General features: G+C 72.8%; 24 protein-coding genes and 1 pseudogene. 14 read left to right on the forward strand and 11 right to left on the reverse strand.

Annotated elements, in window-relative coordinates; translation table 11 throughout:
* Nucleotides 1-28: 28 nt before the first annotated feature.
* Complete coding sequence (locus ACBJ32_RS05010; RefSeq protein WP_375125628.1) at nucleotides 29-433, reverse strand: YybH family protein; 405 nt, start codon at nucleotides 431-433, stop codon at nucleotides 29-31.
* 80 nt (nucleotides 434-513) lie between these two features.
* Between ACBJ32_RS05010 and ACBJ32_RS05015 the strand changes: the two genes are divergently transcribed.
* Nucleotides 514-3,084, forward strand: coding sequence for a DUF6493 family protein (locus tag ACBJ32_RS05015; protein ID WP_375125629.1), 2,571 nt, complete (start codon nucleotides 514-516; stop codon nucleotides 3,082-3,084).
* A gap of 113 nt (nucleotides 3,085-3,197) precedes the next feature.
* Here the strand turns inward: ACBJ32_RS05015 and ACBJ32_RS05020 are convergent, their stop codons facing one another.
* The gene (locus ACBJ32_RS05020; protein WP_375125630.1) at nucleotides 3,198-4,688 is read right to left on the reverse strand and encodes an MFS transporter; all 1,491 of its coding nucleotides are present in this window, start codon (nucleotides 4,686-4,688) and stop codon (nucleotides 3,198-3,200) included.
* On the reverse strand, nucleotides 4,685-5,287 hold the full coding sequence (locus ACBJ32_RS05025; protein WP_375125631.1) for an NADPH-dependent FMN reductase: 603 nt from the start codon (nucleotides 5,285-5,287) through the stop codon (nucleotides 4,685-4,687). The genes ACBJ32_RS05020 and ACBJ32_RS05025 overlap by 4 nt, the downstream gene beginning before the upstream one ends.
* Nucleotides 5,288-5,384: 97 nt before the next feature.
* Between ACBJ32_RS05025 and ACBJ32_RS05030 the strand changes: the two genes are divergently transcribed.
* Together ACBJ32_RS05030 and ACBJ32_RS05035 are read left to right on the forward strand one after the other, a co-directional pair.
* Nucleotides 5,385-5,990, forward strand: a complete 606-nt coding sequence (locus ACBJ32_RS05030) for a TetR/AcrR family transcriptional regulator (RefSeq protein WP_375125632.1) — start codon at nucleotides 5,385-5,387, stop codon at nucleotides 5,988-5,990.
* A 59-nt stretch (nucleotides 5,991-6,049) separates the two neighbouring features.
* A complete protein-coding gene (locus tag ACBJ32_RS05035; protein ID WP_375125633.1) occupies nucleotides 6,050-8,707 on the forward strand; it encodes a hypothetical protein in 2,658 nt (885 codons plus the stop codon).
* 127 nt (nucleotides 8,708-8,834) lie between these two features.
* On the opposite strand, the gene ACBJ32_RS05040 is transcribed toward ACBJ32_RS05035, so the two are convergent.
* A complete protein-coding gene (locus tag ACBJ32_RS05040; RefSeq protein WP_357892340.1) occupies nucleotides 8,835-9,239 on the reverse strand; it encodes a RidA family protein in 405 nt (134 codons plus the stop codon).
* A gap of 93 nt (nucleotides 9,240-9,332) precedes the next feature.
* Here ACBJ32_RS05040 and ACBJ32_RS05045 point away from each other — a divergent pair, with 93 nt between their 5' ends.
* From ACBJ32_RS05045 to ACBJ32_RS05055, 3 genes are all read left to right on the forward strand, one after another.
* On the forward strand, nucleotides 9,333-9,713 hold the full coding sequence (locus ACBJ32_RS05045) for a winged helix-turn-helix transcriptional regulator (protein ID WP_375125634.1): 381 nt from the start codon (nucleotides 9,333-9,335) through the stop codon (nucleotides 9,711-9,713).
* Nucleotides 9,714-10,251: 538 nt separating this feature from the next.
* Nucleotides 10,252-10,581 carry a hypothetical protein gene (locus ACBJ32_RS05050; protein ID WP_375125635.1) on the forward strand — a complete coding sequence of 110 codons (330 nt, stop codon included), beginning with the start codon at nucleotides 10,252-10,254 and terminating at the stop codon, nucleotides 10,579-10,581.
* 322 nt (nucleotides 10,582-10,903) lie between these two features.
* Entirely contained in the window at nucleotides 10,904-11,038 is a 135-nt protein-coding gene (locus tag ACBJ32_RS05055; RefSeq protein WP_375125636.1) for a hypothetical protein, read from the forward strand.
* Nucleotides 11,039-11,130: 92 nt separating this feature from the next.
* Here the strand turns inward: ACBJ32_RS05055 and groL are convergent, their stop codons facing one another.
* A complete protein-coding gene (groL, locus tag ACBJ32_RS05060; RefSeq protein ID WP_375125637.1) occupies nucleotides 11,131-12,756 on the reverse strand; it encodes a chaperonin GroEL in 1,626 nt (541 codons plus the stop codon).
* A gap of 355 nt (nucleotides 12,757-13,111) precedes the next feature.
* On the opposite strand from groL, the gene ACBJ32_RS05065 reads away from it, so the two are divergent.
* The 3 genes from ACBJ32_RS05065 to ACBJ32_RS05075 all read left to right on the forward strand — a co-directional run bounded on the left by ACBJ32_RS05065 (nucleotide 13,112) and on the right by ACBJ32_RS05075 (nucleotide 15,130).
* Nucleotides 13,112-13,747, forward strand: a complete 636-nt coding sequence (locus ACBJ32_RS05065) for a TetR family transcriptional regulator (RefSeq protein ID WP_357881180.1) — start codon at nucleotides 13,112-13,114, stop codon at nucleotides 13,745-13,747.
* Between the two features lie 620 nt (nucleotides 13,748-14,367).
* Complete coding sequence (locus ACBJ32_RS05070; protein WP_375125638.1) at nucleotides 14,368-14,604, forward strand: DUF6289 family protein; 237 nt, start codon at nucleotides 14,368-14,370, stop codon at nucleotides 14,602-14,604.
* A gap of 289 nt (nucleotides 14,605-14,893) precedes the next feature.
* The gene (locus ACBJ32_RS05075) at nucleotides 14,894-15,130 is read left to right on the forward strand and encodes a DUF6289 family protein (RefSeq protein WP_375125639.1); all 237 of its coding nucleotides are present in this window, start codon (nucleotides 14,894-14,896) and stop codon (nucleotides 15,128-15,130) included.
* Nucleotides 15,131-15,317: 187 nt separating this feature from the next.
* Here ACBJ32_RS05075 and ACBJ32_RS05080 read toward each other — a convergent pair whose 3' ends face one another.
* The 3 genes from ACBJ32_RS05080 to ACBJ32_RS05090 all read right to left on the reverse strand — a co-directional run bounded on the left by ACBJ32_RS05080 (nucleotide 15,318) and on the right by ACBJ32_RS05090 (nucleotide 17,164).
* Entirely contained in the window at nucleotides 15,318-16,298 is a 981-nt protein-coding gene (locus ACBJ32_RS05080; RefSeq protein ID WP_375125640.1) for a serine hydrolase domain-containing protein, read from the reverse strand.
* A 153-nt stretch (nucleotides 16,299-16,451) separates the two neighbouring features.
* Nucleotides 16,452-16,790, reverse strand: a complete 339-nt coding sequence (locus tag ACBJ32_RS05085) for a YciI family protein (protein ID WP_375125641.1) — start codon at nucleotides 16,788-16,790, stop codon at nucleotides 16,452-16,454.
* A 5-nt stretch (nucleotides 16,791-16,795) separates the two neighbouring features.
* Complete coding sequence (locus tag ACBJ32_RS05090) at nucleotides 16,796-17,164, reverse strand: YciI family protein (RefSeq protein WP_375125642.1); 369 nt, start codon at nucleotides 17,162-17,164, stop codon at nucleotides 16,796-16,798.
* Nucleotides 17,165-17,433: 269 nt separating this feature from the next.
* Here ACBJ32_RS05090 and ACBJ32_RS05095 point away from each other — a divergent pair, with 269 nt between their 5' ends.
* The 4 genes and pseudogenes from ACBJ32_RS05095 to ACBJ32_RS05110 all read left to right on the forward strand — a co-directional run bounded on the left by ACBJ32_RS05095 (nucleotide 17,434) and on the right by ACBJ32_RS05110 (nucleotide 19,485).
* Entirely contained in the window at nucleotides 17,434-17,559 is a 126-nt protein-coding gene (locus ACBJ32_RS05095; protein WP_375125643.1) for a hypothetical protein, read from the forward strand.
* A gap of 138 nt (nucleotides 17,560-17,697) precedes the next feature.
* Nucleotides 17,698-18,234: a nuclear transport factor 2 family protein gene (locus tag ACBJ32_RS05100; RefSeq protein ID WP_375125644.1), complete on the forward strand. Its 537-nt coding sequence runs from the start codon at nucleotides 17,698-17,700 to the stop codon at nucleotides 18,232-18,234.
* Nucleotides 18,231-18,467, forward strand: coding sequence for a hypothetical protein (locus ACBJ32_RS05105; RefSeq protein WP_375125645.1), 237 nt, complete (start codon nucleotides 18,231-18,233; stop codon nucleotides 18,465-18,467). The genes ACBJ32_RS05100 and ACBJ32_RS05105 overlap by 4 nt, the downstream gene beginning before the upstream one ends.
* 228 nt (nucleotides 18,468-18,695) lie before the next feature.
* A pseudogene (locus tag ACBJ32_RS05110) lies at nucleotides 18,696-19,485 on the forward strand (hypothetical protein).
* A 6-nt stretch (nucleotides 19,486-19,491) separates the two neighbouring features.
* On the opposite strand, the gene ACBJ32_RS05115 reads toward ACBJ32_RS05110, so the two are convergent.
* Nucleotides 19,492-20,739, reverse strand: a complete 1,248-nt coding sequence (locus ACBJ32_RS05115) for an FAD-dependent oxidoreductase (protein ID WP_375125646.1) — start codon at nucleotides 20,737-20,739, stop codon at nucleotides 19,492-19,494.
* 100 nt (nucleotides 20,740-20,839) lie between these two features.
* Between ACBJ32_RS05115 and ACBJ32_RS05120 the strand changes: the two genes are divergently transcribed.
* Nucleotides 20,840-21,481: a TetR/AcrR family transcriptional regulator gene (locus ACBJ32_RS05120; protein WP_375125647.1), complete on the forward strand. Its 642-nt coding sequence runs from the start codon at nucleotides 20,840-20,842 to the stop codon at nucleotides 21,479-21,481.
* Between the two features lie 96 nt (nucleotides 21,482-21,577).
* Here ACBJ32_RS05120 and ACBJ32_RS05125 read toward each other — a convergent pair whose 3' ends face one another.
* Both ACBJ32_RS05125 and ACBJ32_RS05130 read right to left on the reverse strand, forming a co-directional pair.
* The gene (locus tag ACBJ32_RS05125) at nucleotides 21,578-23,083 is read right to left on the reverse strand and encodes an AAA family ATPase (RefSeq protein WP_375125971.1); all 1,506 of its coding nucleotides are present in this window, start codon (nucleotides 23,081-23,083) and stop codon (nucleotides 21,578-21,580) included.
* A complete protein-coding gene (locus tag ACBJ32_RS05130) occupies nucleotides 23,011-23,424 on the reverse strand; it encodes a histone H1-like repetitive region-containing protein (RefSeq protein WP_375125972.1) in 414 nt (137 codons plus the stop codon). Before ACBJ32_RS05130 ends, ACBJ32_RS05125 begins: the two co-directional genes overlap by 73 nt.
* Between the last annotated feature and the right edge of the window lie 111 nt (nucleotides 23,425-23,535).

The following is a 23,535-nucleotide window of genomic DNA, read 5'->3' on the forward strand; positions in this document are numbered from 1 at the left end:
CTGACGACAACGGTTTTCATTGCTCGGCCTAGGCGGTGCCGTGGGGGTTGTCGATGACGTAGCGCCATCGGCCGTCCGCGCCGCGCCGTACGACGTCGGTGGCCGTGCCGCTCAGATCCACCTCGCTGCCGTCGCGGGCGGTGCCGCGCATCGACCAGTCCACGATGAGCAGGGCGATGTCGCCCGCGACGTACGCGTGGCGGGGGCGGGCCTCGATCGGGAGGCCGAAGCTCTGGAGATGCCGGTTGGCGGCCACCCTGGCCGGGCCGGTGACGGGATGGCCGGGCACGGGGATCAGAACGGCGCCGTCCTCGTAGGCGTGGTCGAGCGCGGTGGGATCGCCGGCGTTCATGGCCGCGACGAACCGGGCGGCGGGACTGTCGGGGCCGCCCGCGAGGATCGTGCGCGGCACGGAAGTGTCATGACTGTTCATGACAAAATGATCATATCACATTCCGGTCTCGCCTCGCATGATCCCGGAATTGTCGTGGCCGCTCGCTAGTGTCCCGGGTCATGGCACACGCGCTGGTGGCGCACTCGAGCGCCCGCCCCTCACCCTCGCCCGCCACCGCCTGGGAGGAGACCCTGGCCAGGGTCACGTCAGGCGACGCCACCGGGCTGGCGGCCTACCTGGTCACGCTCGACGAGCCGGGCCGCAGGAAGGTCGCGGCCGAGCTGCCCGGCTACGTGACGGCCACGGCGCGCACCGCCGGGTGGCAGGAGTGGGCCAGGCAGGGCAGGCCGCTGCTGGTGGCCGGCGTGGCCTGCATGGGCGGCGCGTCGGCCGTGGCGGCGTGGCTGTTCCGGCGCGAGCTGCCGCGATGGCTCGATGACGACGAAGTAGAGCTGCTCGTCGGCCTGCTGCGGCGGCGGCCCGTGGAGTGGCAGGCCGACGTGGCCCGCCGCATCGCCGCCCGCATGCGCCTGCCGGAGCCGCGGCACTGGGACATCGCCGCCGCGCTCGTCCGCGAGACGGGCATCGAGCCGCCGGACGGCGAGCCGTTCATCGTCGGCTGGCTGCGCCGGCTGCGCCCGGAGACGGCCGGCCGCGACCCGCTGCTGGCCGCGTACGGGCCCCGCATCCTCGAGATCGACGCCCTCGCCCAGACCCCGCTCTGGCAGGTGGTCGAGACGGTCGCGCACCTCGTCCACGGCGGCCTGCTCGACCGCGCGGCCGTGATCGACGCCGTCGTGAGGCGGCTGCTGCGCGACGGCCCGGCGGCGCGGGCGGAGCTCGCCGGCCTGCACGACCGGCTCGACCTCGACATCGACGAGTCGGCCAGGTACGCCGCCGACTACGCGGGCCTGCTGCCCGCCGGCCCGGTCGCGGTGGCCGACGTGGCGCTGGCGCAGCTGCGGCGGCTGGAGGAGGCGGGGCGGCTGGAGGAGGAGCTGTTCGCCGAGGCGATGGCGGCGCTGGCGTTCCGGCCCGAGAAGAAGCTGCTGCGCGCGGCCGTGTCATGGGCGGGCGACGCGGTGCTGCGCGAGGCGGGCCGCGTGGACACCGTGCTGGACGCCCTCTCGACGATCTTCACGCAGGACACGCTCGCGCTGCAGGAGCGCGCCGTGCGCCTGGCCGTCAGGCTCGCCCCGCAGGCCGGGCCCGCCGGGCGCGAGGCGGTCCGGCAGGCGGCGGCGGAGCTGCCGTCGGAGCTGCGGGAGCAGGTCTCGGCGGCGTACGGGGGCGGCATCGCCGAGGCGGCCCCGCCCGCCGCCCCGCCGCTGCCGGTGGGCGAGTGCCCGCCGCTGCCGCCGCCCATCGCCTCGCCCGAGGAACTCGTCCTGGAGCTGGCCGGGTTTCGCTGGCCGCCCGACGTGTGGGCCTTCGAACGCCTCCTCGCGGGCCTGGCCGAGTGGTCGCACCGCGACCCCGAACGCCTCAGGCAGGCGCTGCGGCCGTGGTGGCACCCGTTCACGCCGGGCGCGTACGGGCACCACGGCGGCGAGATCCACGAGAGCCTGTTCACCGCCGTGTCCCGGGCCTTCCTCGCCTTCGCCGCCCCCGAGCGGAGCAGGAAGCTGACGGCGCAGGCACCGGGGCGGCGGCGCCGTCCCGACGCTCCCGGCGCGCCGGAGCTGCTCTACCGGCGCCGCGCCCTGGAGCTGGTGACCCCGTTCGAGGAGGGCACCGGCTATCCGGTCCTGCTGGCCACGCCCACGGCGGGCACCGGGCACCTCGACCCGTCCGCGCTGCTCGACCGACTGGAGCGGCTGGAGGCCGCCGGGGTGCGGGCCCTGCCGGCCGACCTGGCCCAGGCGCTGCTCCGGCTGCCCCGCCGGTTCGCGCCCGCCGACGTCGAGCGGGCCGTCCGGCTCACGTCGGAGGCGGGCCGCACGTGCGCCGCGTGGATGCGCGACGGCGGCATGCCCGATCCCGAGGCGACCGTGACCGTGCGCGAGACGGCACACGGCGCGCGGCTGGAGGCCGAGCTCGGCGCGCCGGCCCCGGGCCTGCCCGAGGAGATCCGCGCCCTGTTCGAGGTGCAGGACGGCCACACGTACTCGCTGACCTGGTGGCCGCTCGCCCTCCCCGCCCACCGGGAGCTGGCCGCGGCCCACCTGGCCGGTTACCTGCCGTGGTCCATGGACGCCAACGACCGGCAGACGCAGGCGCTGACCGCCCTCGCCCGCGGCGACGGGCCCCTCGGCGCCGCCACCGCCCACGCCCTGGTGTGCGGCATGGGGCACGTCAACCCGGCCGAGCGGGCCGCCGCCACCGACGCCTTCCTCACCCTCGCCGCCCGCGGCGAGACCCCGGCCGGGGCCCTGGCGGCGGCGGTGACGGCCCTGGTCACGGCCGACCTCGTCAAGCTCAACCGGGTGGTCTCCGTCCTCGACGACGCCACCCAGGCGGGGGCGCACGAGGCGGTGTGGGCGGTGATCTCGGGCGTGCTGGCGGGCCTGCTGCCCAAGGAGGGCGAGCGTCCCCGCGCGGGCGCGGCCGACCTGCTGGCGGCGGGGGCGCGGGCGGCCAGGATCGCGCGAGTGCGGGGGGAACTGCCGGAGGTGGCGGCGGTCGCAGGCCGCAAGGGGTCGAGCCGCCTGGTGCAGGAGGCACGCCGGCTGATCCAGCTCGTCGGCTGATCGTGAGGCCGCCGGCTGATCCGCCTCGTCGGCTGCTCCAGGCCCGCGGCTGGTCCGGCTTGCCGGTGCCGGGCGGGCGGGCTACGGCAGCGCCGACGGCCGTGGCAGGCGGGCTACGGCAGCGCCGACGGCCGTGGCCGGGGTGCGGCGGGGGCGGCCGAGGCCGCGGGCCGGCCGGGGCGGGGCGGGGCGAGCAGCGCCCACACGGCCGGCGCGGCCACCGCGCAGATCCCGCTCGCGCCCCACAGCGCCACCTGCCAGGCCCCGGTGAGCCAGGAGGCCTCCACGGCCCGGCCGGGGCCGGCGAGGCTGCCCGCGAGGATGCGCGCGGCGCGTGCGGGATCGTCGGCGCGGGCGTGCAGCACGGTGGCGAGGGCGGTGCCGAACAGGGTGGTGGCCAGCGTGCCGCCGCCCGCGCGCACGGTGTTGAGCAGCCCGGTGGCCATGCCGATCCGTTCCTGGGCGACCTGGTTCACCGCCTGCGCGTCGGTGATCCCGATCATCAGGCCCATCCCGGTCCCGAGCGTCGCCAGCGGTCCGAGCAGCCCCGCCACTCCGAGGTCGGGGCGCAGCGTGGTCAGCCAGACGTTCCCCGCGGCGATCAGCAGCAGGCTCGCGGTGACCAGCGCGCGAGCGGGCACCCCGCGGTTGATCAGCAGCCCGCCCACCTGCGGCAGGAGCAGCACGGGCGTCGTGAGCGCCAGCATGGTCAGCCCAGCGGCCTGCACGGAGACGCCTCCCGCCCCCTGCAGATAGGTCGGCAGGTACGCGGTCACCCCGGCGGGCCCGGCGGCCAGGACCAGCCCGGCCAGCGTCCACGCCACGAAGCGGCGATCGCGCAGCAGCCCCAGATCCAGCACCGGATGGCGGACCCGGCGCTCGACCAGCACGAACATCACCAGCATGGCCAGCCCCGCGACCAGCGGCACCAGGACCAGGGCGTCGGCCCAGCCGGCCGCCGCGGCCTGGTTGACGCCGAACATGGTCAAGCTGAGCGCGGCGATCAGGGCCAGCGCGCCGCCCACATCGACCCGCGGCCTGTCCTCCGCCCGCGAATCGGCCATGGCGGCGGCGCCCGCCAGCATGAGCAGGCCGGCCCCGGCGAAGACGGCGAAGGCGGCCCGCCAGCCGAGCGCGCCCACCAGCCACCCGGCCAGGGTCGGGCCGATGGCCATGCCCACGCCGGCCGTCGTGCCCATCGCCGCGTACACCCGGGTGCGGGCGCGGCCGGTGAAGGCGCCGCCGAGCACGGCGCCGCCACCGGTCATCACCCCGGCCGCGCCGACGCCGGACAGGGTCCTGGCGACGTTCAGCGTCAGGATGTCGCCGGCCAGCGCGCTGGCCAGCGCTCCCGCGGTGTAGACGAGGGCTCCCGCGGCGAAGACCCGGCGCCGGCCGTACAGGTCGCCGAGCGATCCGGCCACCAGCATCATGGCGGCGGCCGCCAGGAAGTACCCCACCATCACCCACTGCAGGGCCGCTCCCGAAGCGCCGAGGTCGGCGCCGATCAGGGGGAGCGCGACGGTGGTGCCGGACATCAGCATCGGCAGCGCCAGGAAGCCGAGCAGCACCGCGGCCAGCGTTCCCGCGCGGCGGCCCGTCATGCCGCCGCCACCTGGTGGCGCAGCGTCCTGAGCGCCCCGGACCAGGCGATGACCTCGTCCAGCAGCTCCACCAGGGTCGGCTCCTGGTGCGGGCCAGGGGTGATCACGCCAGGCTGGGCCGGGTCGGTGATCTCGAAGTCGGTGAACGCCGACAGCGCCACCTGCGTGCGTACGTTGGCCACCTGCACCTCGGTCATGACCTGGCGCAGGTGCTCCACCGCGCGCACGCCGCCGTGCACGCCGTGGCTGACGAAACCGGCCGCCTTGTTGTTCCACTCGGCGAACAGGAAGTCGATGGCGTTCTTCAACGCGGCGGGCGCCGAGTGGTTGTACTCCGGCGTGACGAACACGAACCCGTCGAAGGAGGCGACGGTCTCCGCCCAGCGGTTGGTGTGCGGGTGCCGGTACTCGCCGAACAGGGCGGGCGCCGGCTCGTCCAGCACGGGCAGCCCGTAGCCGGCGAGGTCCACCACCTCGAAGGCGGCCTCGCCGGCCGTGACGGCGGGGTGGCGGGCGGCGACCTCGGCGACCCAGTCGGCCGTGACCGCGGTGCGGCGGTGGGGACGGGTGCTGCCGACGACGATGGCGATCCTGATCATGTCTGTCTCCTCGTGCTCTTGTGCTCGACGTCCGGTAAAGTACAACGAGCGTGGCAAAAAGTAAAACGCTCAATGTACTTTTTGGGAGAGGGCTGCGGTGACCAGGGAAGACAAGCGCAAGGCGATCCTGTCCGGCGCGTTGACGGTGTTCGCCCGCGACGGCTACACCCGGGCCAGCGTCGACGCGATCGCCCGCGCGGCCGAGGTGTCGACGCGGACGATCTACAACCACTTCGCCGACAAGGCCGTGCTGTTCCAGGCCGTCATCCAGGAGAGCGCCGCGCGGGCCGCCGACGCGCAGCTCGCCGTGATCGAGCGCCACCTGCGCAAGGTGACCGACCTGGAGGCCGATCTCGTCGACTTCGGCCGCGAGATCTCCGCACCGGTCGGCGAGGGGCACGCCGAGCACTTCGCACTGGTACGGCAGATCAACGCCGAGGCCGGGCACATCCCGCAGGTCGCGATCGACGCCTGGCAGGAGACCGGCCCGCGCCGCGTGCGCCGCGAGCTCGCCGGGTACCTGCGGCGATGGACCGAGCAGGGCCTCCTGCACGCCGAGGACCCCGACCGCGCCGCCGTCCACCTCCTGCTGCTGATCTCGGTCGCCGACCCGTCCTACCAGGGCGCCGTACCCACGGAACGGGAGATCACCGAGACCGTGACCTCGGGGGTCCGCGCGTTCCTGCACGGCTACCTCCGCTGACGGTGAGGGCGTCACCGCTCGGGGCGGGATTGTCGGTGGGGTGCCCTACTGTCGCCGGCATGACCAACGCCTGGGACGCGGTCCGCGCGGCCATCGACGCCGAGGACCTTGCCGCCATCGCCGCCCTGCTGACCGGGTTCGACGACGCCCAGCGGCGCGAGGTGGCGCGCGAGCTGCCCCGATACCTGCCGGAGGCGGAGCGGGCCGGCGAGCGCGCCGCCTTCGAGCGCCACCAGGAACGCGAGGCCAGGTGGCGCGAGCTGGCCGTCCAGGCCGAGCAGGCGGGCATCGGCATCTGGGAGCTGCCCGAGGGGCTCGCGATGATGCACCACCACCAGCACGTGGGCGTCCGCTGGATCGAGCCCATGCGGGTGGCGGGAGCGGGCGCCATCGCCGGCGCCGCGGCCGTCGCCACCTGGCTCAACAAGCCCCGGCTCGTCCGCGGCGAGGCCCGGGCCGGCCTCGACGACGTCCCGCCGATCCTCCAGGTCGTCGCCGCCAGGCCGGCCGCCTGGCAGGAGGATCTCGCCGTCCGGCTGGCGCTGCGCCTGCGCGCCGCCCGGCCCAGGCCGGGCGACGGGCGCGTCCGGCTGGCGCTCGCGCTGCTGCGTGCGACCGGGGCCGAGCCTCCCCGGCACGACCCGCTCACCCTGGCCTGGATCGCCGCCGCGACGCCTGCTGAGCTGAGCACGGATCCACTGCTCGACGCCATGGTGCCGAGGCTGTTCGAGGCCGAGGGCGCGGGGCGGCTGCTGCGTGGCGATCGTGAGCTGGGCCCCGCCCTGGCCACGCTGTCCGCCGACGGCCGCATCAAGCGCGCGGCGCTGCTCGACGGCTGCCGCACCCGCTTCCTGCGCGGCGGCGAGGCCGCCGACCTGCGCTTCTTCGTGGCTCTGCACGACCTGCTCGACCCGGCGGCCGAGGAGGTCGCGCCACACGTGCGCGACTACGCGGCGATGCTCTCGCTCCCCGCGGCCAACGTCGCCGGCCTGGCGTTACGGCAGCTCCGCCGGTCGAAGGCCACGCCGCCGGCCGAGGCCGTCGAGAGCCTGCTGTTCCGCTCGGAAGGCAGGCTCGTACGCGCCGGGCTGGCCCTGCTCGACCGGGTGCTCAAGGAGCCGTCCGAGGACGTCGACGCGTACGCGCCCGCGCTGGCCGCCGCGCTGGTGAGCGAGTCGGCCGAGGCCCGGGAGCGGGCGGTCAAGCTGGCCGTCGAGCACGCGGGGCGCTTCGGCCCCGACGCGGCCGCGACGATCAGGGACACCGTGGCGATGCTGCCGCCCGGCCCCGGCGCCGTGCTGGCCGGCGTCTTCGGCGGTGAAGCGGTGCCCGAGCAGCCGCGCCCCCGCTTCCAGCCACCGCCGTTGCCGGCCGTGCCCGAGCCGGGGCCGATGCCGCTGATCACGCACGCCCATGTCCTGGCCCGCGTCTCGCTGCGCGAGTTCGACTGGATGCAGCCCGAGCGGTGGCTCGACGGCTTCGTCCGGCTGGCGTCGGGAGAGCAGCGGGACTCGTTGACCGCCGAGCTGGCTCCGCTGGCCGCGCGCTGCGGTGACCAAAAGTACCAGCGGGTCCCGTGGTGGGACACCTCCGACTGGGCCGCCGCCATGGCGTGCGAGCTGATCGAGCCGGGGGCCGAGCGCAGAGCCATGCCGGACGGGCGGGCCGACCCGGCGCGGCGCGTCCCGAAGGCGGAACACGCCGCCGTGTGGCGGCTCATGCCGCTGGCCCGCTTCGCCGAGGTCTACCAGTCGCTGCTGGACGGCCGGATGCCGCCGTACCTGCTGGCCACGCCCACCCGGGCCAACGGGCTGCTGGACGCGGAGGCGCTGGTCGAACGGCTGGAGGGCTACGAGCGCGACAGCGTGCAGGCGCTGCCGCTGGACCTCGGGCAGGCGCTGCTACGGCTGGGCCGCAGCAGCGTGACCGCCGAGGCGGTGCGCCGGGCCGCGCGGCTCACCGCGCCGGCCGGGCGCCGGGTGCACCGGTGGCTCACCGACCGGCCGGCCGACCCCGAGGTGGTGCTGCGCTGGACGACGCATCAGGGTGATCCGCGCGTCGGCGCCGAGCTCGTGCTGGGGCCGGAGTACGCGCAGCTGTTCGGGGGCCTGCTCGTGCCGCGCCCAGGCGACGAGATCTGCGAGCTGCTGCTGCCCGTGCTGGCCGGGCACCGGGAGCTGGCGGCCGCGTACTCGGTCTACGCCTTGATGTCGTACTGGCCGATGAGCAAGCCCACGGCACGCGACCTCGACCGGCTGGTGCTCGCCGACGGCCCCGGCGGGCCTGGCCTGGCGCTGCTGCTGGCCCGCCACCTGCTGGAGGGGCCCGACGGCGACGGGATGCGGCCACTGCTGCTCCTGGCCGCCTCCGGCGGGCTGCCGGGCGCCGAGCTGGGCCGTCAGCTGGCCGTCCTGCTGAGACGCGGCCAGGACCGGCCCGCCGACGCCATCGCCGCGCTCACCGAAGCCGCCAGGCTGGGTGCGCACCGCGAGGTGTGGCAGGTGATGACCGGGCTGCTGCCCGCGTACCTGCCGGGACCGGGGGAGCGGGCCACCAGCGCGCACACGCGGCTGATGCGGCTCGGGGCCGAGGTCGCCGGTTGGGCGGGCGCGCGCGGCGAGCTGGCGGTGGTGGCCGAGCTTGCCGGCCGGCCCCGCACCAGCGAACTGGTCCGCCACGCCCGCGACCTGCACGCCCTGCTCACCAGCTCGGCCTGATCCGGGAGGCGTGACCTGCGCGCCCTGCTCACCAGCTCGGCCTGATCCGGGAGGCATGACCTGCGCGCCCTCATCCGCCGGCCCGTCCTGATCTGCCGGCCGGGCGAGGGTGCCATCCCGCGTCGGCTCAGTCGATGACCGCCGTGACCTCGGCCTCGACCAGGATGCCCGGCTCGAAGAGGACGTCGACCCCGATCAACGCGGCCGGTGGCGTGGCGAGGTCGAACTCGCGTGCCGCCTGTTCGACGCCCGCGTTGAAGGCGTCGTACATCTCCCTCTTCCAGCCCGCGGCGTACCACGTGAAGCGGACGACGTCGTGGAACGTCGCCCCCGCCGCGTCGAGCGCCTTGGCGACGTTGCGGTACACCTGGGCGACCTGCCCGGCGAGGTCGCCCGGCGCGACGAGCTCGCCGTTCTCGTCCCAGGCCACCTGGCCCGCGATGTGGACCTGCCTGCTTCCGGTCGCCACGGCGACGTGGTGGTAGAGCGGGACTTGGACATGCCTGTCAGGGTTGATGAGCGAAACAGCCACGAGATCTCCATTGCTCTCTTGTAGTTACTCAGGAACTGTAGGAGAGTGTTCGCTGACGTGGAAGAACGCACTTTTCAGTGACTGGGGAACCAGATGGTGACCAAGCAGCTCAGCGGTATGTCGGACGAGGCGGACCTGAGGCGCGCCGACTCCCTGGCGCGGGAGATCTTCTCGGACGTCGCCAACAAGTGGGCCTTGCTGATCATCGAGGCCCTCGGCGAGCGCACCCTGCGCTTCAGCGAACTGCGCAACGAGGTCGAGGGCATCAGCCACAAGATGCTCACCCAGAACCTGCGCATGCTGGAGCGCAACGGCCTGGCCGAGCGGAAGGTGCACCCGACGGTGCCGCCGCGCGTCGAGTACACCCTCACCGAGCCGGGCCAGGCCCTGCGGGCGACGGTCGACCTGATCTGCGGCTGGACCCACGAGTACTTCGGCCACATCGAATCAGCCCGCCGCCGCTTCGACGCCTGAGCCGCATCCAACGGAACGCGGCCGGCGCGACCGGCTGCCACTTCCGCCACGTGGCGAGCCGTTCCCCGTACTCGGCCGCGACCGGCTCGAACGACTTGCCGAAGAACAACCTCGCCGGCGGGTCGTCGGTGTCGGCCAGCTCCAGGATCGGGCCGCGCGTCGCCCTCGGGTCACCGAGGTCCCGCCCGGGCTCCGTGGCCGCGCGGACCCCGGTGTAATCGGGGTGCTCGGCGCCGGCGCGGAGAACATGTCCGGCTACCGCGACCTAGGCTGCCACGTACGCGGCTTCGCCAAGGGCGTCCACACCTGCCCGGCCGGGGCTCTTCGCAACCGGTATCCACGCCGTACTGGTGTTCTTGATGGAGCAGGGCTCACGCTGAGGGGGTGACGGCCTCTTCTCCGCCATCGGAGCCCGCCGAACACCGGTGGCCCCGCGTGCTGGCCAGGGCGGCGGCGCTGGTGTCGCTGACACTGCTGGGCGTGGGTGTGTGGGCGTTCTTTCTCCGACGCCCTCGGCGGGCCCGGCGTGGTGCTGGACATGCTCGACAAGAGGGCCGGCGTGGTGAGCATGTTCGCCGGCGTCTGCGGGCTGCTCATCTCCACGGCCACGTTGTACGCGCGACTGCGCCTGGCGGCCCAGCGGCGGAGCGGGACGAGCGTGCCCTCATGGAGCAGCACCATGGGCGGCGCCGACGAGATCGCCATCACCGGCGGTCACCTCGCGGCGGCCGTCCGGCAGCCGCCCCGCCCGCGGGCGCCCACCCGGCCGGTCCGCCTGTCGCCCCGCCCGCCACAGCTCGCCGGCCGCGATCGCACCCTGGCTGAGCTGCACGAACGCCTCACCGGAGCACTGACTCCCCGAACCTGATCGCGGTGCACGGGCTGGGTGGGGTGGGCAAGACCAGCCTGGTGGTCGAGTACGCCCACCGATACCTGCACGAGTACACGCTGGTGTGGCAACTGCCCGCCGAGGACACCGCCCTGCTGTCGGCCGCCTTCGCCGACCTCGCTGGACGTCAACCGCGCCATCAGCCTCCTCCGCCGACAGTGCCTGATCAGGCTCCCGGCCGCCGATCACGTTTCGATCCATCGGCTGGTGCAGGCGGTCACCCTCGACAACCTCCCGGCCGCCGCCCGGGCCGCGTGGCGAAGAGCCGCGTGCGCCCTGTTACAGGGGGTGCTCCCGGCCGGTGCGGAGGAGGAGGCTGGCGCGGAACCAGTTCGCCGCCCTGCTGCCCGACCTGGAGCGCGTCGTCGGCACCGTCCACCCCACCACACTGGCCGTCCGTAGCGCCCTCGCCCACTGGTCGGCCCGCACGGGCTGAGGTGTGTGGCCACGCGGCCGGACTTGGCGCATTCGGCGTACCTCCCTCAGCATGGATTCACGAGCCGGCACCGGGCGTGGGATGAGAATGACCTAGAAGTCCATGTCGCCGCCGCCCGGCATGGCCGGGGCGGCGGGGGTCTTCTCGGGCTTCTCGGCGATGACGGCCTCGGTCGTCAGGAAGAGCGCCGCGATGGAGGCGGCGTTCTGCAGCGCCGAGCGCGTCACCTTGGCCGGGTCGATGATGCCCGACTCGAACATGTTGACGTACTCGCCGGTGGCCGCGTTCAGGCCCTCACCCGGGGTGAGGTTGCGCACCTTCTCGACCACGACGCCGCCCTCGAGACCGGCGTTGACCGCGATCTGCTTGAGCGGCTCCTCCAGCGCCTTCTTGACGATGGCGGCACCGGTGGCCTCGTCGCCGTTCAGCTCCAGCTTGTCGAACGCCTTCGCGCCGGCCTGCAGCAGCGCCACGCCACCGCCGGGCACGATGCCCTCCTCGACGGCCGCCTTGGCGTTGCGCACGGCGTCCTCGATGCGGTGCTTGCGCTCCTTCAGCTCGACCTCGGTCGCCGCACCGGCCTTGATCACGGCCACGCCGCCGGCCAGCTTGGCCAGCCGCTCCTGCAGCTTCTCGCGGTCGTAGTCGGAGTCGGTGCGCTCGATCTCGGCGCGGATCTCGTTGACCCGGCCGGAGATCTGCTCGGCGTCACCGGCGCCGTCGACGATCGTGGTCTCGTCCTTGGTCACGACCACCTTGCGGGCACGGCCCAGCAGGTCGAGGGTGGCGGTCTCGAGCTTGAGGCCGACCTCCTCGGCGATGACCTGGCCACCGGTCAGGATCGCGATGTCGTTCAGCATCGCCTTGCGGCGGTCGCCGAATCCCGGCGCCTTGACCGCGACCGACCGGAAGACGCCCTTCATCTTGTTCACGACCAGGGTCGCCAGCGCCTCGCCCTCGACGTCCTCGGCGATGACCAGCAGCGGCTTGCCCGACTGCACGACCTTGTCGAGCAGCGGCAGCACGTCCCTGTTGGCCGAGACCTTGCCGCTGACGATCAGGACGTACGGATCGTCCAGGACCGCTTCGAGCCGGTCGGCGTCGGTGATGAAGAGCGGGGCGATGTACCCCTTGTCGAAGCGCATGCCCTCGGTGAGCTCGAGCTCCAGGCCGAAGGTGTTGCTCTCCTCGACGGTGATGACGCCTTCCTTGCCGACCTTGTCCATCGCCTCGGCGATGAGCGAGCCGATCTCGGCGTCGGCGGCGGAGATGGAGGCGGTGGAGGCGATCTGCTCCTTGGTCTCCACGTCCTTGGCCAGCTTGGAGAGCTCCTCGCTGACGCGCTCGACGGCGGCCTCGATGCCCTTCTTCAGGGCCATCGGGTTGGCGCCGGCGGCGACGTTGCGCAGGCCCTCACGCACCAGCGCCTGGGCGAGCACGGTGGCGGTCGTGGTGCCGTCGCCGGCGACGTCGTCGGTCTTCTTCGCGACTTCCTTGACCAGCTCGGCGCCGATCTTCTCCCAAGGGTCCTCGAGCTCGATCTCCTTGGCGATGGACACACCGTCGTTGGTGATCGTGGGAGCGCCCCACTTCTTCTCCAGCACGACGTTGCGGCCCTTGGGGCCGAGGGTCACCTTGACGGCGTCGGCGAGCTGGTTCATACCGCGCTCGAGACCGCGCCGGGCGTCCTCGTCAAACGCGATCATCTTCGAGGTCATTGCTGCTCCTGCTCTGGTCGAAGTGTCTTTCGAGCTCTGGTCGAGCTCCTGTCGGGTACGGGTACGGCCAAGGAATGCTTCTGCTGCGCTGCGTGCCGCGGACGCTTCCGCTGCGTTGCTTCCGCTGCGCCGCGTGCCACGACGCTCTTGCCGGGGTGCGGCCGGGACGGAGCCCGCGACGGACGGCCCGCAGCGCGGGCATGAGAGCCTGCCTGCGGGGCCTCGCCGCCCCGGCGCACGCCAGATGGTCGGCACTCCGCTGGGGGGAAGTGCCAGGCGCCGCATCGCACTCTACCCACAACCTGCGTGTCGCGCACAAGTTGCGTGGCGCGCATTTCGGGGTAAGCTTCCAGCCATGAACGACGACGCCATGGATCTGCGAGCCCGCAACAAGCAGGCCACCCGGGAGGCGATCGGTCATGCCGCGCTGCGGCTGGCCATCGAGCAGGGCCCGAACGGGCTGGCGCTCGTCCGCGTCCATGACATCGCCACGGCCGCGGGCGTCTCGCCGCGTACGTACAACAACTACTTCTCCAGCAGGGAGGAGGCGATCTGTGCCTTCCAGGCCGACCAGTCGCGGCGCGTGGGGCAGGCGCTGCGTTCCAGGCCTGCCGGCGAGCCGCTGGAGGAGGCCGTGCTCGCGGCCGTGATCGAGCTCTACACCGATCCCGAGCCCGACCGGGCCGGCCTCGCCATGATCATGTCGACGCCCGCGCTGGAGGGCGAGGCGCTCAAGGCGTTCAGCATGGCCGAGGGTCCGCTCGCCGAGGCCATCGCGGAGCGCACCGGCACCGACCCCCGCCGCGACCTGTTCCCCTCCGTCACGGCCGCCGCGGTCGCGGGCGCCATCCGCGTGGCGGGGCGCCACTGGCTCCAGCCCGGCGTCACGGCCTCCTTCGCCGCGACCCTCCGCAACGCGCTGTCGTGTGTCTTCACTCCTGCGCCGTTGGCCGACTCGGGGAAGGACGCTGGAAACGGCGGCGACTCCTGACGCGTATCTTCCCGGGCCTGCACGGCTTCGGATCTTCCGATGGATTGGAGGCTTCGGACCCGAAGACGGCGCTCCGAAGGTGAAGGCCTGCGAGGTGGGTTCCGAGAGTCTTGCCGAAGTGGAAGGACGGCGTGCGCCATTCCTCGATCCGATCGATGCAGCGTTCCGCTCCGGCGGTGCGCTTGTGGCCACCGGCGGGCACGTTACGCCGTCCCCGTCGAGAGAGCCCCGTGCGGCGGTGGCCGGGGTCGATCTCGCCAGGCCGACCACTGCCGGAACGTGCGGATGGCAGTTCATTTCTGCGCAATGCGATGACCGTCGCGCGGGAAGCTGAGCCGAAAAGCGCGTCCGGCGGGCCGATAATCGCTTTTCGACGCCCCGAATTATCGAGCACCCAGGGAGCCGCCGCAGCCGGGGCCGAGCTGCTGGGTTGCGCGCCCGGCCTGCGGGATTCTCGAGAGCGCTTCGGGCCGATGTGCCGCTGCGAAGAATACGGGCATGATGAATATGAGCCCCTCTTGCCTTTTCTTCCCGCAAGACGCATTATTTCGATCATCGGCTGGGGCGCCCACGAAGCCGCGAAAACCTTTGTGCTGTTCAGTACTCAGGAAGGACCGTCGATGATCCGTCGTGCGCTCCTCGCCGCAGCTCTGGCCGCCGCCACCCTCGCGGCCCTGCCGGTCGGCGCGGCCAACGCCAGGGCCTGCAAGATCGACCACTACTGCACCACCACCTACTACTCCGACCCCGCCCTCACCAACGCCGTCGGCGGCAAGCAGGAGGACTGCGACGGAACCACCCGCACCTGGGGAGTCCGCGGCCCCTACCAGACCTGGTACGAGAGCCCCTGCTTCTGATCGGAGACTTGGCGCGTGCGCCCTGCCTGCGAGGGATCGAGGTGTGCGCCCTGCCCGCGAGGAGCCGAGGCGTGCGCATGGTGTGTGAAGGGCCGGGATGTGCGCATGGTCTGCGAAGGGCCGAGGTGTGCGCCCTGCCCGCGAAGGGCCGGAATGTGCGTACGGTCTGGGAGGGGCCGAGGTGTACGCATGGCCTGCAAAGGGTTGAGGCGTGCGGGCCGTCCGTCGAAGACGGAATCGAACGCCTGCGGCCGACCCCGCCGTTCCCCGCGCTCAGGAAGGACGATTCATGATCCGCCGTGTGCTGGCCGTCGCCGCTCTGGCGAGTGCCGCGCTCGCCACCGTACCGGCCGCCGCTGAGGCGGCCCCCAGTTGCCGGGCCGGCTACCTGTGCAACACGCAGTACTTCTCCGACCCCGCCCGCACCAACCTGGTCGGAGTCAAGACGGAATTCTGTGACGGTGAGGTCTCGACCTGGGGCAGGGTCACCGGCTACATCACGTGGTCCGCGAGCCCCTGCGCCTGACGAAAGGCAGCCGGCAGGGCACGCACCCGCGGCTCTGCCGGCTTCCTGGCGACGGCGACCCGATGCCTGAGCGTGGGTAAGTGGTCGCCTTGATGCGCGAGGCTCAGTGAGAGGCGAGCCCGACAGCGCCGTTCGGCAGCACGTGTCGCGTCCTCAACGTGCGAGGGCGATCAACGTGCGAGGGCGATCAACGTGCGAGGGCGCGGGCGATGGGCCAGGCGCCGGGGGAGGTGTTGGAGAGCACGGTGCAGGTGGTGCCGGTGTGCGGGTCGTGCGTGGACTTGAACGACGCGCCGGCGTCGTACCCGACCAGCATCACCGTGTCGGTGCTCTCGTGCAGCCAGAAGCCGAGACCATAGCGCATCGACTCCTGGGGTACGGCGCAGCGCGGCCGTACCACCTCCTCGACGGAATCCACGATGTCGCCGGCGAAGAACGCACGCCAGAAGGAGGAGATGTCGGCGGCGGTGGTGTGGATGCCGCCATCGCCGGTGGCCAGCACCGGCAGGTGGAAGACGTTGGAGCGGTTCACCCCGTCCAAGGGCAGGTAACCCACGGCCGCATCGGCGGGTAGCTCGTCGGAGCGGAGGAAGTCGGTCCTGGTCATGCCGGCCGGGCGGAGCACCCGCTCTCGGACCAGGTCGTGGTAGCCGGCGCCGCCGGCCCGCTCCGCCAGCAGGGCGAGGACCACGAAACCGCCGTTGCAGTAGCCGAACCGCTCACCGGCGCGGAACTTGGTGGGATGCCCGTCCAGCAGCGGCAGGAACGCCTCGGTGGTGGTCAGCTCGTGCGCGGCGCCGATGAAGTAGTCGGTGATCTCGGTGTCGACCTCTTCGTCCAGGTAGTCACCGATGCCGGAGGTGTGGGTGAGCAGATGCTCGACGGTCACGTCGTCCGCGATCAGCGGCAGATCCCTGCCGAGCAGGGAACGGGCGGTGGTGTCCAGCCCCAGCGCGCCGTCACGGACCAGCGAGAGCACGGCCAGGGCGGTGAACCCCTTGCTGCCGCTGGCGATGCCGAATCTGGTGTCCACGGTGTTGGGGACGCCGTAGGTGCGGTTGGCCAGCCCGTAGGCCTTCGCGAACTCGATCTGCCCGGCCCGGTCGATCCAGACCACACCGGAGAAGCCGGTCTCCTCGGCGATCTTGTCAATGTCCCCCTGCGGCATTGGCGCAGCCTAACCCAGGCCCGCGCCCAGGCCGAACCTATTTAAGGCGACCCGAAGCTGCCTGGGCGGCAGGGCGTGACGGTGCGGAACCGCGTCGAGGACCTGCGCACGGCATGAGCCCGCACAGCAGGTCCTCGATGTGTCAGAACGTGCTCACATCTCCAGTCCGGCCGTGTCCATCAGCGGCCGCACCTCCACACCCCAGGCATGGCCGCCGGCCATGAGCCCGGCCAGCTCGACGGCGCGCTCACGGCTCGCGCAGTCGAGCAGGTACTGGCCCGCGACATGGTGGAGCGCCTGCAGGTACGGGCCCTCGCTCACCTCCGCCACACCGTCGCGGACGCGTACGAAGGCGCTGATCGAGGGGTCGGCCAGGGCGTGGCCGCTGATGAGCTCGCCCGACCGTGCCGCCGTGGCCAGGATCCGCTCGTGGTCGAGGCCTTCCCCTGGCTGCGCGGCACCGGTCACGTAGACGTTCAGCAGGAACTTCACCGTGCTCAGCCGTCGGCCGTGCCCGCGAAGACGACCGGCCGCACCTCGATGCCGAGACCTTCGACGCCGGCGTCCGGGATGAGTGCGGCCAGCTCCAGGGCGCGTTCCCGGCTGTCGCACTCCACCAGGTAGTAGCCGCCGAGGAACTCCTTGGCCTCCAGGTACGGCCCGTCCGTCACGACGGGGGCGCCACGCCGGACCCGCACCACGGCGCTCTGCGACGGGTCGGCCAGCGCCGTGGTGCTGATCATCTCGCCGGACTTGGTGATGGTCTCCATGAACGCGCCGTGGCCGCTCATCACCTCGTTGCGCTGCTCCTCGGAGAGCGCGTCCCACACCTGCGGGTTCGAGTGCATGATCAACAGGAATTTCATGTCATCTCCTCAAGGGCCGGGCGGCACCCTCCGTGGGCGCCGTTCACCATGGGGTCGGAGCCGGTATCGGATTCTTGCGCCGCTGCCGTGAAATATTTCCTTCCGCCGCGATCTCCCAGCGGAAGGGCGCCTGACCTCGTCGAACGGCCAGGACTGGAGTATAGGGATGAAGCCTGCCCCGTAGGCCGGCCCTTCACCCTCGCAGGCATGCGGTTCCCGAGTGTCTCCGAGGAAGCCGGGCGGAGAACCGCCGTGGATAGGGTTGCGCAATGATCGAATCATCGAGGTACGACGCCGATCGCGCGCAGCGCGCCGGGCGCGGCGAGATCGAGCGGATCGCGCTGCGCAGCGCCGAGTTCAACGCGATCGACAACGCGCTGAGAAGGTGTCTTTGAACCCGATCGCCCAGAGTTGATCATTTGGCTTTCCGGCAATGTCCGGGAGCGTCTCTGTCGAGATCATGGAAGGCGCGGTTCGGTTGGAGGTCTGATTGCCGCGAGCGGAGAACTGTCCCGGTCGGCGATGCTAGCGCCATGAGTACAGCGGATTTGGCAAGGGATCAGGTCGGCGGGCCGAGAGCAGATGAGCAGTCGCCGGCTGACGCTTGGGCGGTGATGCAGAAGTTTTACGAGGCTGAGGCCGCGTATGTGGCTGCAGGTGGATTCGGCAAGGCGAGCTACGACCATGTCGCTGCTTACCTGGATCCAGAGGTGATCTTGCATCAAGCTCCCGGGCTGCCCTTCACCGGCTCTGGAACCTGGCGCGGCCACGATGGCATGGAGCGATTCCTGGCCCGGTTCAGTGAGGTCTGGGAGTCGATGGAGTTCTTGGAGCAGGAGCATTGGGGTGGCGAGGACACCGTGGTCGTGCGGAACCGGGTGCGCTTTCGCGCCCGTGTCACTGGCCAGGAAGTCGACACATTGATCGTGCAACTGATCACCGTCAGGAACGGACGCATGCTCGAATGCCGCCCCTTCTATTGGGACCCCAAAGCCATCGCCGACGCCTGCCGGCCACGTGACGCTGACACGCGTGACTCGGTGTCGGTCGGGCCCACCACGGCGACTTGAACCAGGGGTACTCTCAGGCGGCCCGCGACGCGACCGCTGGCCTTCGAGTCCATGCCGGCGGCCTCTTCCTGGTCAGCCGTCTCGTCATGAGCGTGATCGCGGCAATGCTCAGGTGGGCCTCGCTGTGCGATGGTTTGCGTCCGAAGTCGACGACGTTGCGTCGGGAGTTCATCGACCAGGACAGGGATCTCTCGACGATCCACCGTCTCGCGAGCCCTTTGAACCCCGTCTGACCAGGTCGTTTAGTCACGATCTTCAAGGTGAGGCGTAGAAAGCGGCGGGCCCACTCCAGCAGCGTGCCGGCGTGGGCGCTGTCGCCCCAGATGAGGGTGAGCTGCGGGTGCAGCGTCCGGCGCGCAGCCGGATGGCGCGGCGGAGCTCGTCACGGATCCGGTTGAAGACACCGCCTCTGGCCCAGCGGCTGAAGAAGCCGAAAACGGTCTTGAAAAGGCGGAGCCCTCCTGCTCACCGCCTGCGGTTCCGCGCAGGAGCCCGCGCCCGAGGCCGCCGCGCCCGCCGCCGCCACCCAGCCGCGGGCGACTGCCCCTCAGCGGACGGTGACGGACCCAGTCGTGCTGACCTACGACGGCGGCCTGTACGTCCTGGACGGGCAGAGCCTGGAGCCGGTCAAGGACATCCCCCTCGCCGGGTACAACCGCGTCAACCCGGCCGGGGACGCCCGGCACGTGCTCGTCTCCACCGCGACCGGCTTCCGGGTGCTCGACGCCGCCTCGGCGACGCTGAAGGACGACGAGTTCAAGGCCGCGACGGCCCATCACGGCGTCGCGATCGAGCTGGAGAACGGCGAGCTCGTCGTCACCCTCGGCACCGAGGAGAAGCGCACCTGCATCGCCGTCCTGGACAAGGACCGCAAGGAGATCACCCGCAGCGAGGACTGCCCCGGCGTGCACGGCGGGGCCACCGCCCGGGACGAGGCCGTCGTGCTCGGCTGCGAGGACGGCGTCCTGCGGGCCGCGCGGCGAGGCCCTCGTCCTCGGCACCGACGGCGCCGTCCACGTCATCGACCCGGCGGCGGGCAAGGTCGTCAGGACCGTCAAGGTGCTCGACGAGTGGAAGGAGCCCCTGGAGTGGCAGCGGCCCAGGCCGAACATCTTCGTGCGTGACCAGGTCGTCTACGTGAGCGACCCGGAGGGCAGGCGGCTGCACGCGGTGGATTTCGCCTCCGGCAAGGTCACCAGGAGCACGCCCCTGCCACAGCCCCCGAACGAGCTGACCGGCGTCGTGAGCTGAGACCGGTCACCCGTGGCTCAGCGGCGCCAGCGGTCCGGTCAGGTGCTCGGGACGGATGCCCAGCCCCACGACCCGGCCGAGCAGGTGGGGGAGGCCGCGCCAGCGCCGCAGCGTCCGCAGCGGTTGCGGCAGGCGCAGCGGGGCGGCCCCGGCCTCCTCGGTGATCGAGGCGGCCACGAAGCGGTGCTGCGCCGTGCGCTGGAGGGCCTGGGTGATCACGGTGGGCCACTGGCGCCGCCGCTGCACCCGGGCCAGCTCCCGCTCGCTCACCCGGCCGCGCCGCAGCGCGGGCACCAGGACGCGGGCCGCCGCGACCGCGTCCTGGACGGCCAGGTTGACGCCCACGCCGGCGATCGGGGACATGGCGTGCGCGGCGTCGCCGATGAGCAGCGCCCCTGGCGCCCACCAGCGGGCGAGCCGGTCGATGCGGATCTGCAGGACGGCGATGTCCGCCGCGCCGATCGCGGCCATCCGCGCGGCGGTGTACGGGGCCAGCCGGCTGATCGTCCGGCGGGTCCACGCGCCGTCGTCGGCCCGCGCGGCCTCCGCCATGCCCTTGGCGATCAGCAGGGCCCCCTGCCAGTAGTCGCCCCGGTTGATCATGATGAGGCCGCCGGTGGCGGAGAAGCGCAGGAACGTGCCGTCGGGGTCGCCGGGCAGGCGGGGGATGCGTACGTAGAGGCAGTCGTGCGGCGCGGCCGAGGCGCGCGGGCGCAGGCCGAGCAGGTCGCGCACGGTCGAGTGCCGCCCGTCGGCCGCCACCACCAGCGGCGCCCTCAGCTCGTGCGTCCGGCCGGTGTCCTTGTCGGCGTAGCGCACCCCGCACACCCGCCCGCCGTCGCGCAGCAGGCCGTCGACCTCGGCGCTCTGCGCGAGGTGGAAGTGCGGCGACTCCCTGCCCGCCGCGGCGAGCAGGTCGAGGAAGTCCCACTGCGGCACCAGCGCGATGTGCTGGTGGGCGCCCGGCAGGCGGCTGAAGTCCTCGATGATGGCGCCGTCGTCGAACGCCATCGTCAGCCGCCGCTCCCGCTGCTGCGGCAGCGCCGCGAACCGCTCGCCGAGCCCCAGCTCGTCCAGCAGTCCCAGCGTGGAGGCGTGCACCGTGTCGCCGCGGAAGTCCCGCAGGAAGTCGGGGTACTTCTCCAGCACCGCCACCTCGACGCCCGACCGGGCCAGCAGCAGGCCGAGCACCATCCCGGCGGGCCCGCCACCGGCGACGACACAGGCGACCGAGGTCCTCGTGATCGATCCCATCCGATCCCTCCCATGGAGATAAGCGGGGAGAAACTCCCCGTTTGCTCCGCACAGTAACATAACCGGGGAAAGTGTCCACGGTTATGTCTGGAGAGGTCCTGTGAAAGAGCTGCGCGCCGATGCCCGCCGCAACCGCGAGCAGATCCTGCACGCGGCGCATCTGGCCTTCCTCGACCAGGGGCCCGACGCGCCGCTCGACCAGATCGCCACCCGCGCGGGCATCGGCAACGCCACGCTCTACCGCCACTTCCCGACCCGGGCCGACCTCATCCGTTCCGTGGTGGTGGACAACATGGCGCAGGTGGGCGCGCTCGCCACCGAGGTCCTGTCCGCCGGGCAGGCGGCCGGTGAGGCGCTGGCGGCGTTCGCGGCGGGCGTCGTCGAGCGGCGGATCGTCGCGATGCTGCCGATCCTCGGCGACCACGTCGAGCCGGGCCCCGAGTTCCACGAGGCGCGCGCACGCCTCCTGACCGCGCTCGACGCCCTGGTCGGAGCCGCCCGCGCGGAGGGCGCGCTGCGTGCCGACGTGAGCGCCGCCGACCTCGTCATGTTCCTCACCGTGCTGACCCGGCCGCTGCCGTCGGTGCCGCCCGCGCTCGACGACGCCGTACGCGCCCGGCTGCTGGCCACGCTCCTGGACGGCCTGCGGCCCGCCGCCGCGACCCCGCTGCCGGGCGTGCCGCTCAGCGCCGACCGCATCACCGCCGACCTGACCTCGGGCGGCCCCGGCCCGGACGCGTAGGCCGCGGGGCCTCGTCGAGGGGTTGCCTGTACGTGCTCATCGGCGGCGCGGGCTGCCTGTACGTGCACATCCGGAGGTGGGGCTGCGTGCACGTGCTCATCGGGAGGCGGGGGCGACCTGCACGCGCCAGGTCCCCCGGTGGTCGAGGAAGGAGGCCAGGGACGAGGCGAGTTGCCTGGCATGCGCGGGGAAGCCGGCCTCCGCCGCCCGCCGGGCCGCCGCGAGCAGCACCAGGTGCTCGGCGGTGAACCACATCCTGGCCTCGCTCCTGCCGGCTGGCGCCTCCGGCGTCACCAGCGGCAGGGCAGGGTCGAGGCCGGCGTCGGCGCTCTGGCCGGGCTTCAGCACCCGGCCGGCCTGGTGGGCGCTGTGCAGGTAGTGGTCGAGCAGGCGGTGCAGGGTCGTCCGCCGCTCGTCGCGGGTGTCCTGCGCGTCGCTCAGCTCGCACGCGTACGCGCGGAGCAGGCCGTGGAAGGCGAACCGGCCGGGGACGCGCTCGCTCAGCATGTTCGTCCTGGCCAGCTCGGCCACCAGCGGCCGGACGTCATGCGGCGGCAGGCCGGCCAGGCTGGCGGCGGCGGCCTGGCTGAAGTCCGGGCCCGGATGCAGCCCCAGCAGCCGGAACAGGCGGGCGGCCGGCGGGGTGAGACGGCCGTAGGAGCAGGAGAACACCGCCCGCACGTTCGTGGCCTGCTCGCCGCCGTCGAACGGGTCCAGGCGCGCACGCGCACCGCGCAACTCCGCGGCCAGGGCGGCGAACGGCAGGCGCGGGCTGGTGAGGGCGCGGGCGATGGCGATGGACAGGGCGAGCGGCAGGCGGCCGCAGTACGCGACGATCTCGTCCACGGCCGCGGTCTCGCCGGCTGATCGGTGTTCGTCCACGGCGACGGTCTCGCCGGCTGATCCGTGCTCGTCCACGGCCGTGGCCTCGCCGGCTGATCGGTGTTCGGCCCCGTTCGCGGTGCCGTCCGGTGCCGTGGTCGCGGCCGGGCCTCGAACCGCCGCGCGGCGGGCGCCGGATCGAGGGCTGCGGGGCTGGAGGATGCCCGGTTGGAACGTTCCGGGCAGGCGGATCCCGGAGCGGCGGGTCAGCAGGAGACGCGCCGCCTCCTTCGGCAGCAGGTCCACCGGGAACGCGTGCGCTCCCTCGGCCGCCACCAGGCCGGTGAGCTGGTCCCGGCTGGTCACGACGACGAGACAGCCGGGCGCGCCGGGCAGCAGGGGGCGGACCTGCTCGGCGTCCCGGGCGTTGTCGAGCACGATCAGCATCCGGCGGCCCGCGAGCAGGCTGCGCATGAGCGCGGCCCGCGCGTGCAAACCCCCGGGGACCTGGTCCGGCCTGACCGCGAACGCGTGGAGGACCTCCTGGATCGCCTCCGCCGCCTCCATCGCCGTCCCCGTCGGGTCGAATCCCCGCAGGTTCACGTACAACTGACCGTCGGGGAACCGGTCCCGGATCCGGTGCGCCCAGTGGATCGCCAGCGCGGTCTTCCCCACGCCCGCCATGCCGGTGAGCACCACGGCCGCGCTCAGGTTCCGGTCATCGGCCAGCAGCGCGTCAAGTCGCTCCAGCTCCGCCTCCCGACCGACGAACTGCGGCACCCCATGGGGGAGCTGCGCCGGCGTCGGCCAGTGCCGCAGCGCACCCGCCGCGGCCCGCCGCCCCCGCCCGGCCACCGAGCCGCCCGCCGCCGCTGACCCGCCTGCCTTCGCGCTGCCCGCCGCCCGGCCACGTGCCGCCTCGCCACGTGCCGCCTCGCCACGTGCCGCCTCGCCACGTGCCGCCTCGCCACGTGCCGCCTCGCCACGTGCCGCCTCGCCACGTGCCGCCTCGCCACGTGCCGCCTCGCCACGTGCAGCCTCGCCGCGTGCCGCCGAGCGGCGTGATGCCGGCGGGCCGCCCGCTGCGGCGTCGCGTGGTCCGCAACCGTCCGGTTCCTCATCCTTCGCTGGTGAGGCGTGTGCTGGTGGTGGTGAGGCCCGGTGGGGCGGCGTGAGGGAGGGGAAGGACGCCGGTGCGGAAGGGCAGGTCATGAGGTCGGGGTCGGCGGCGA

It is taken from the genome of Nonomuraea sp. GTA35 (genome assembly GCF_041950525.1).
In the GTDB taxonomy this organism is placed as follows: domain Bacteria; phylum Actinomycetota; class Actinomycetes; order Streptosporangiales; family Streptosporangiaceae; genus Nonomuraea.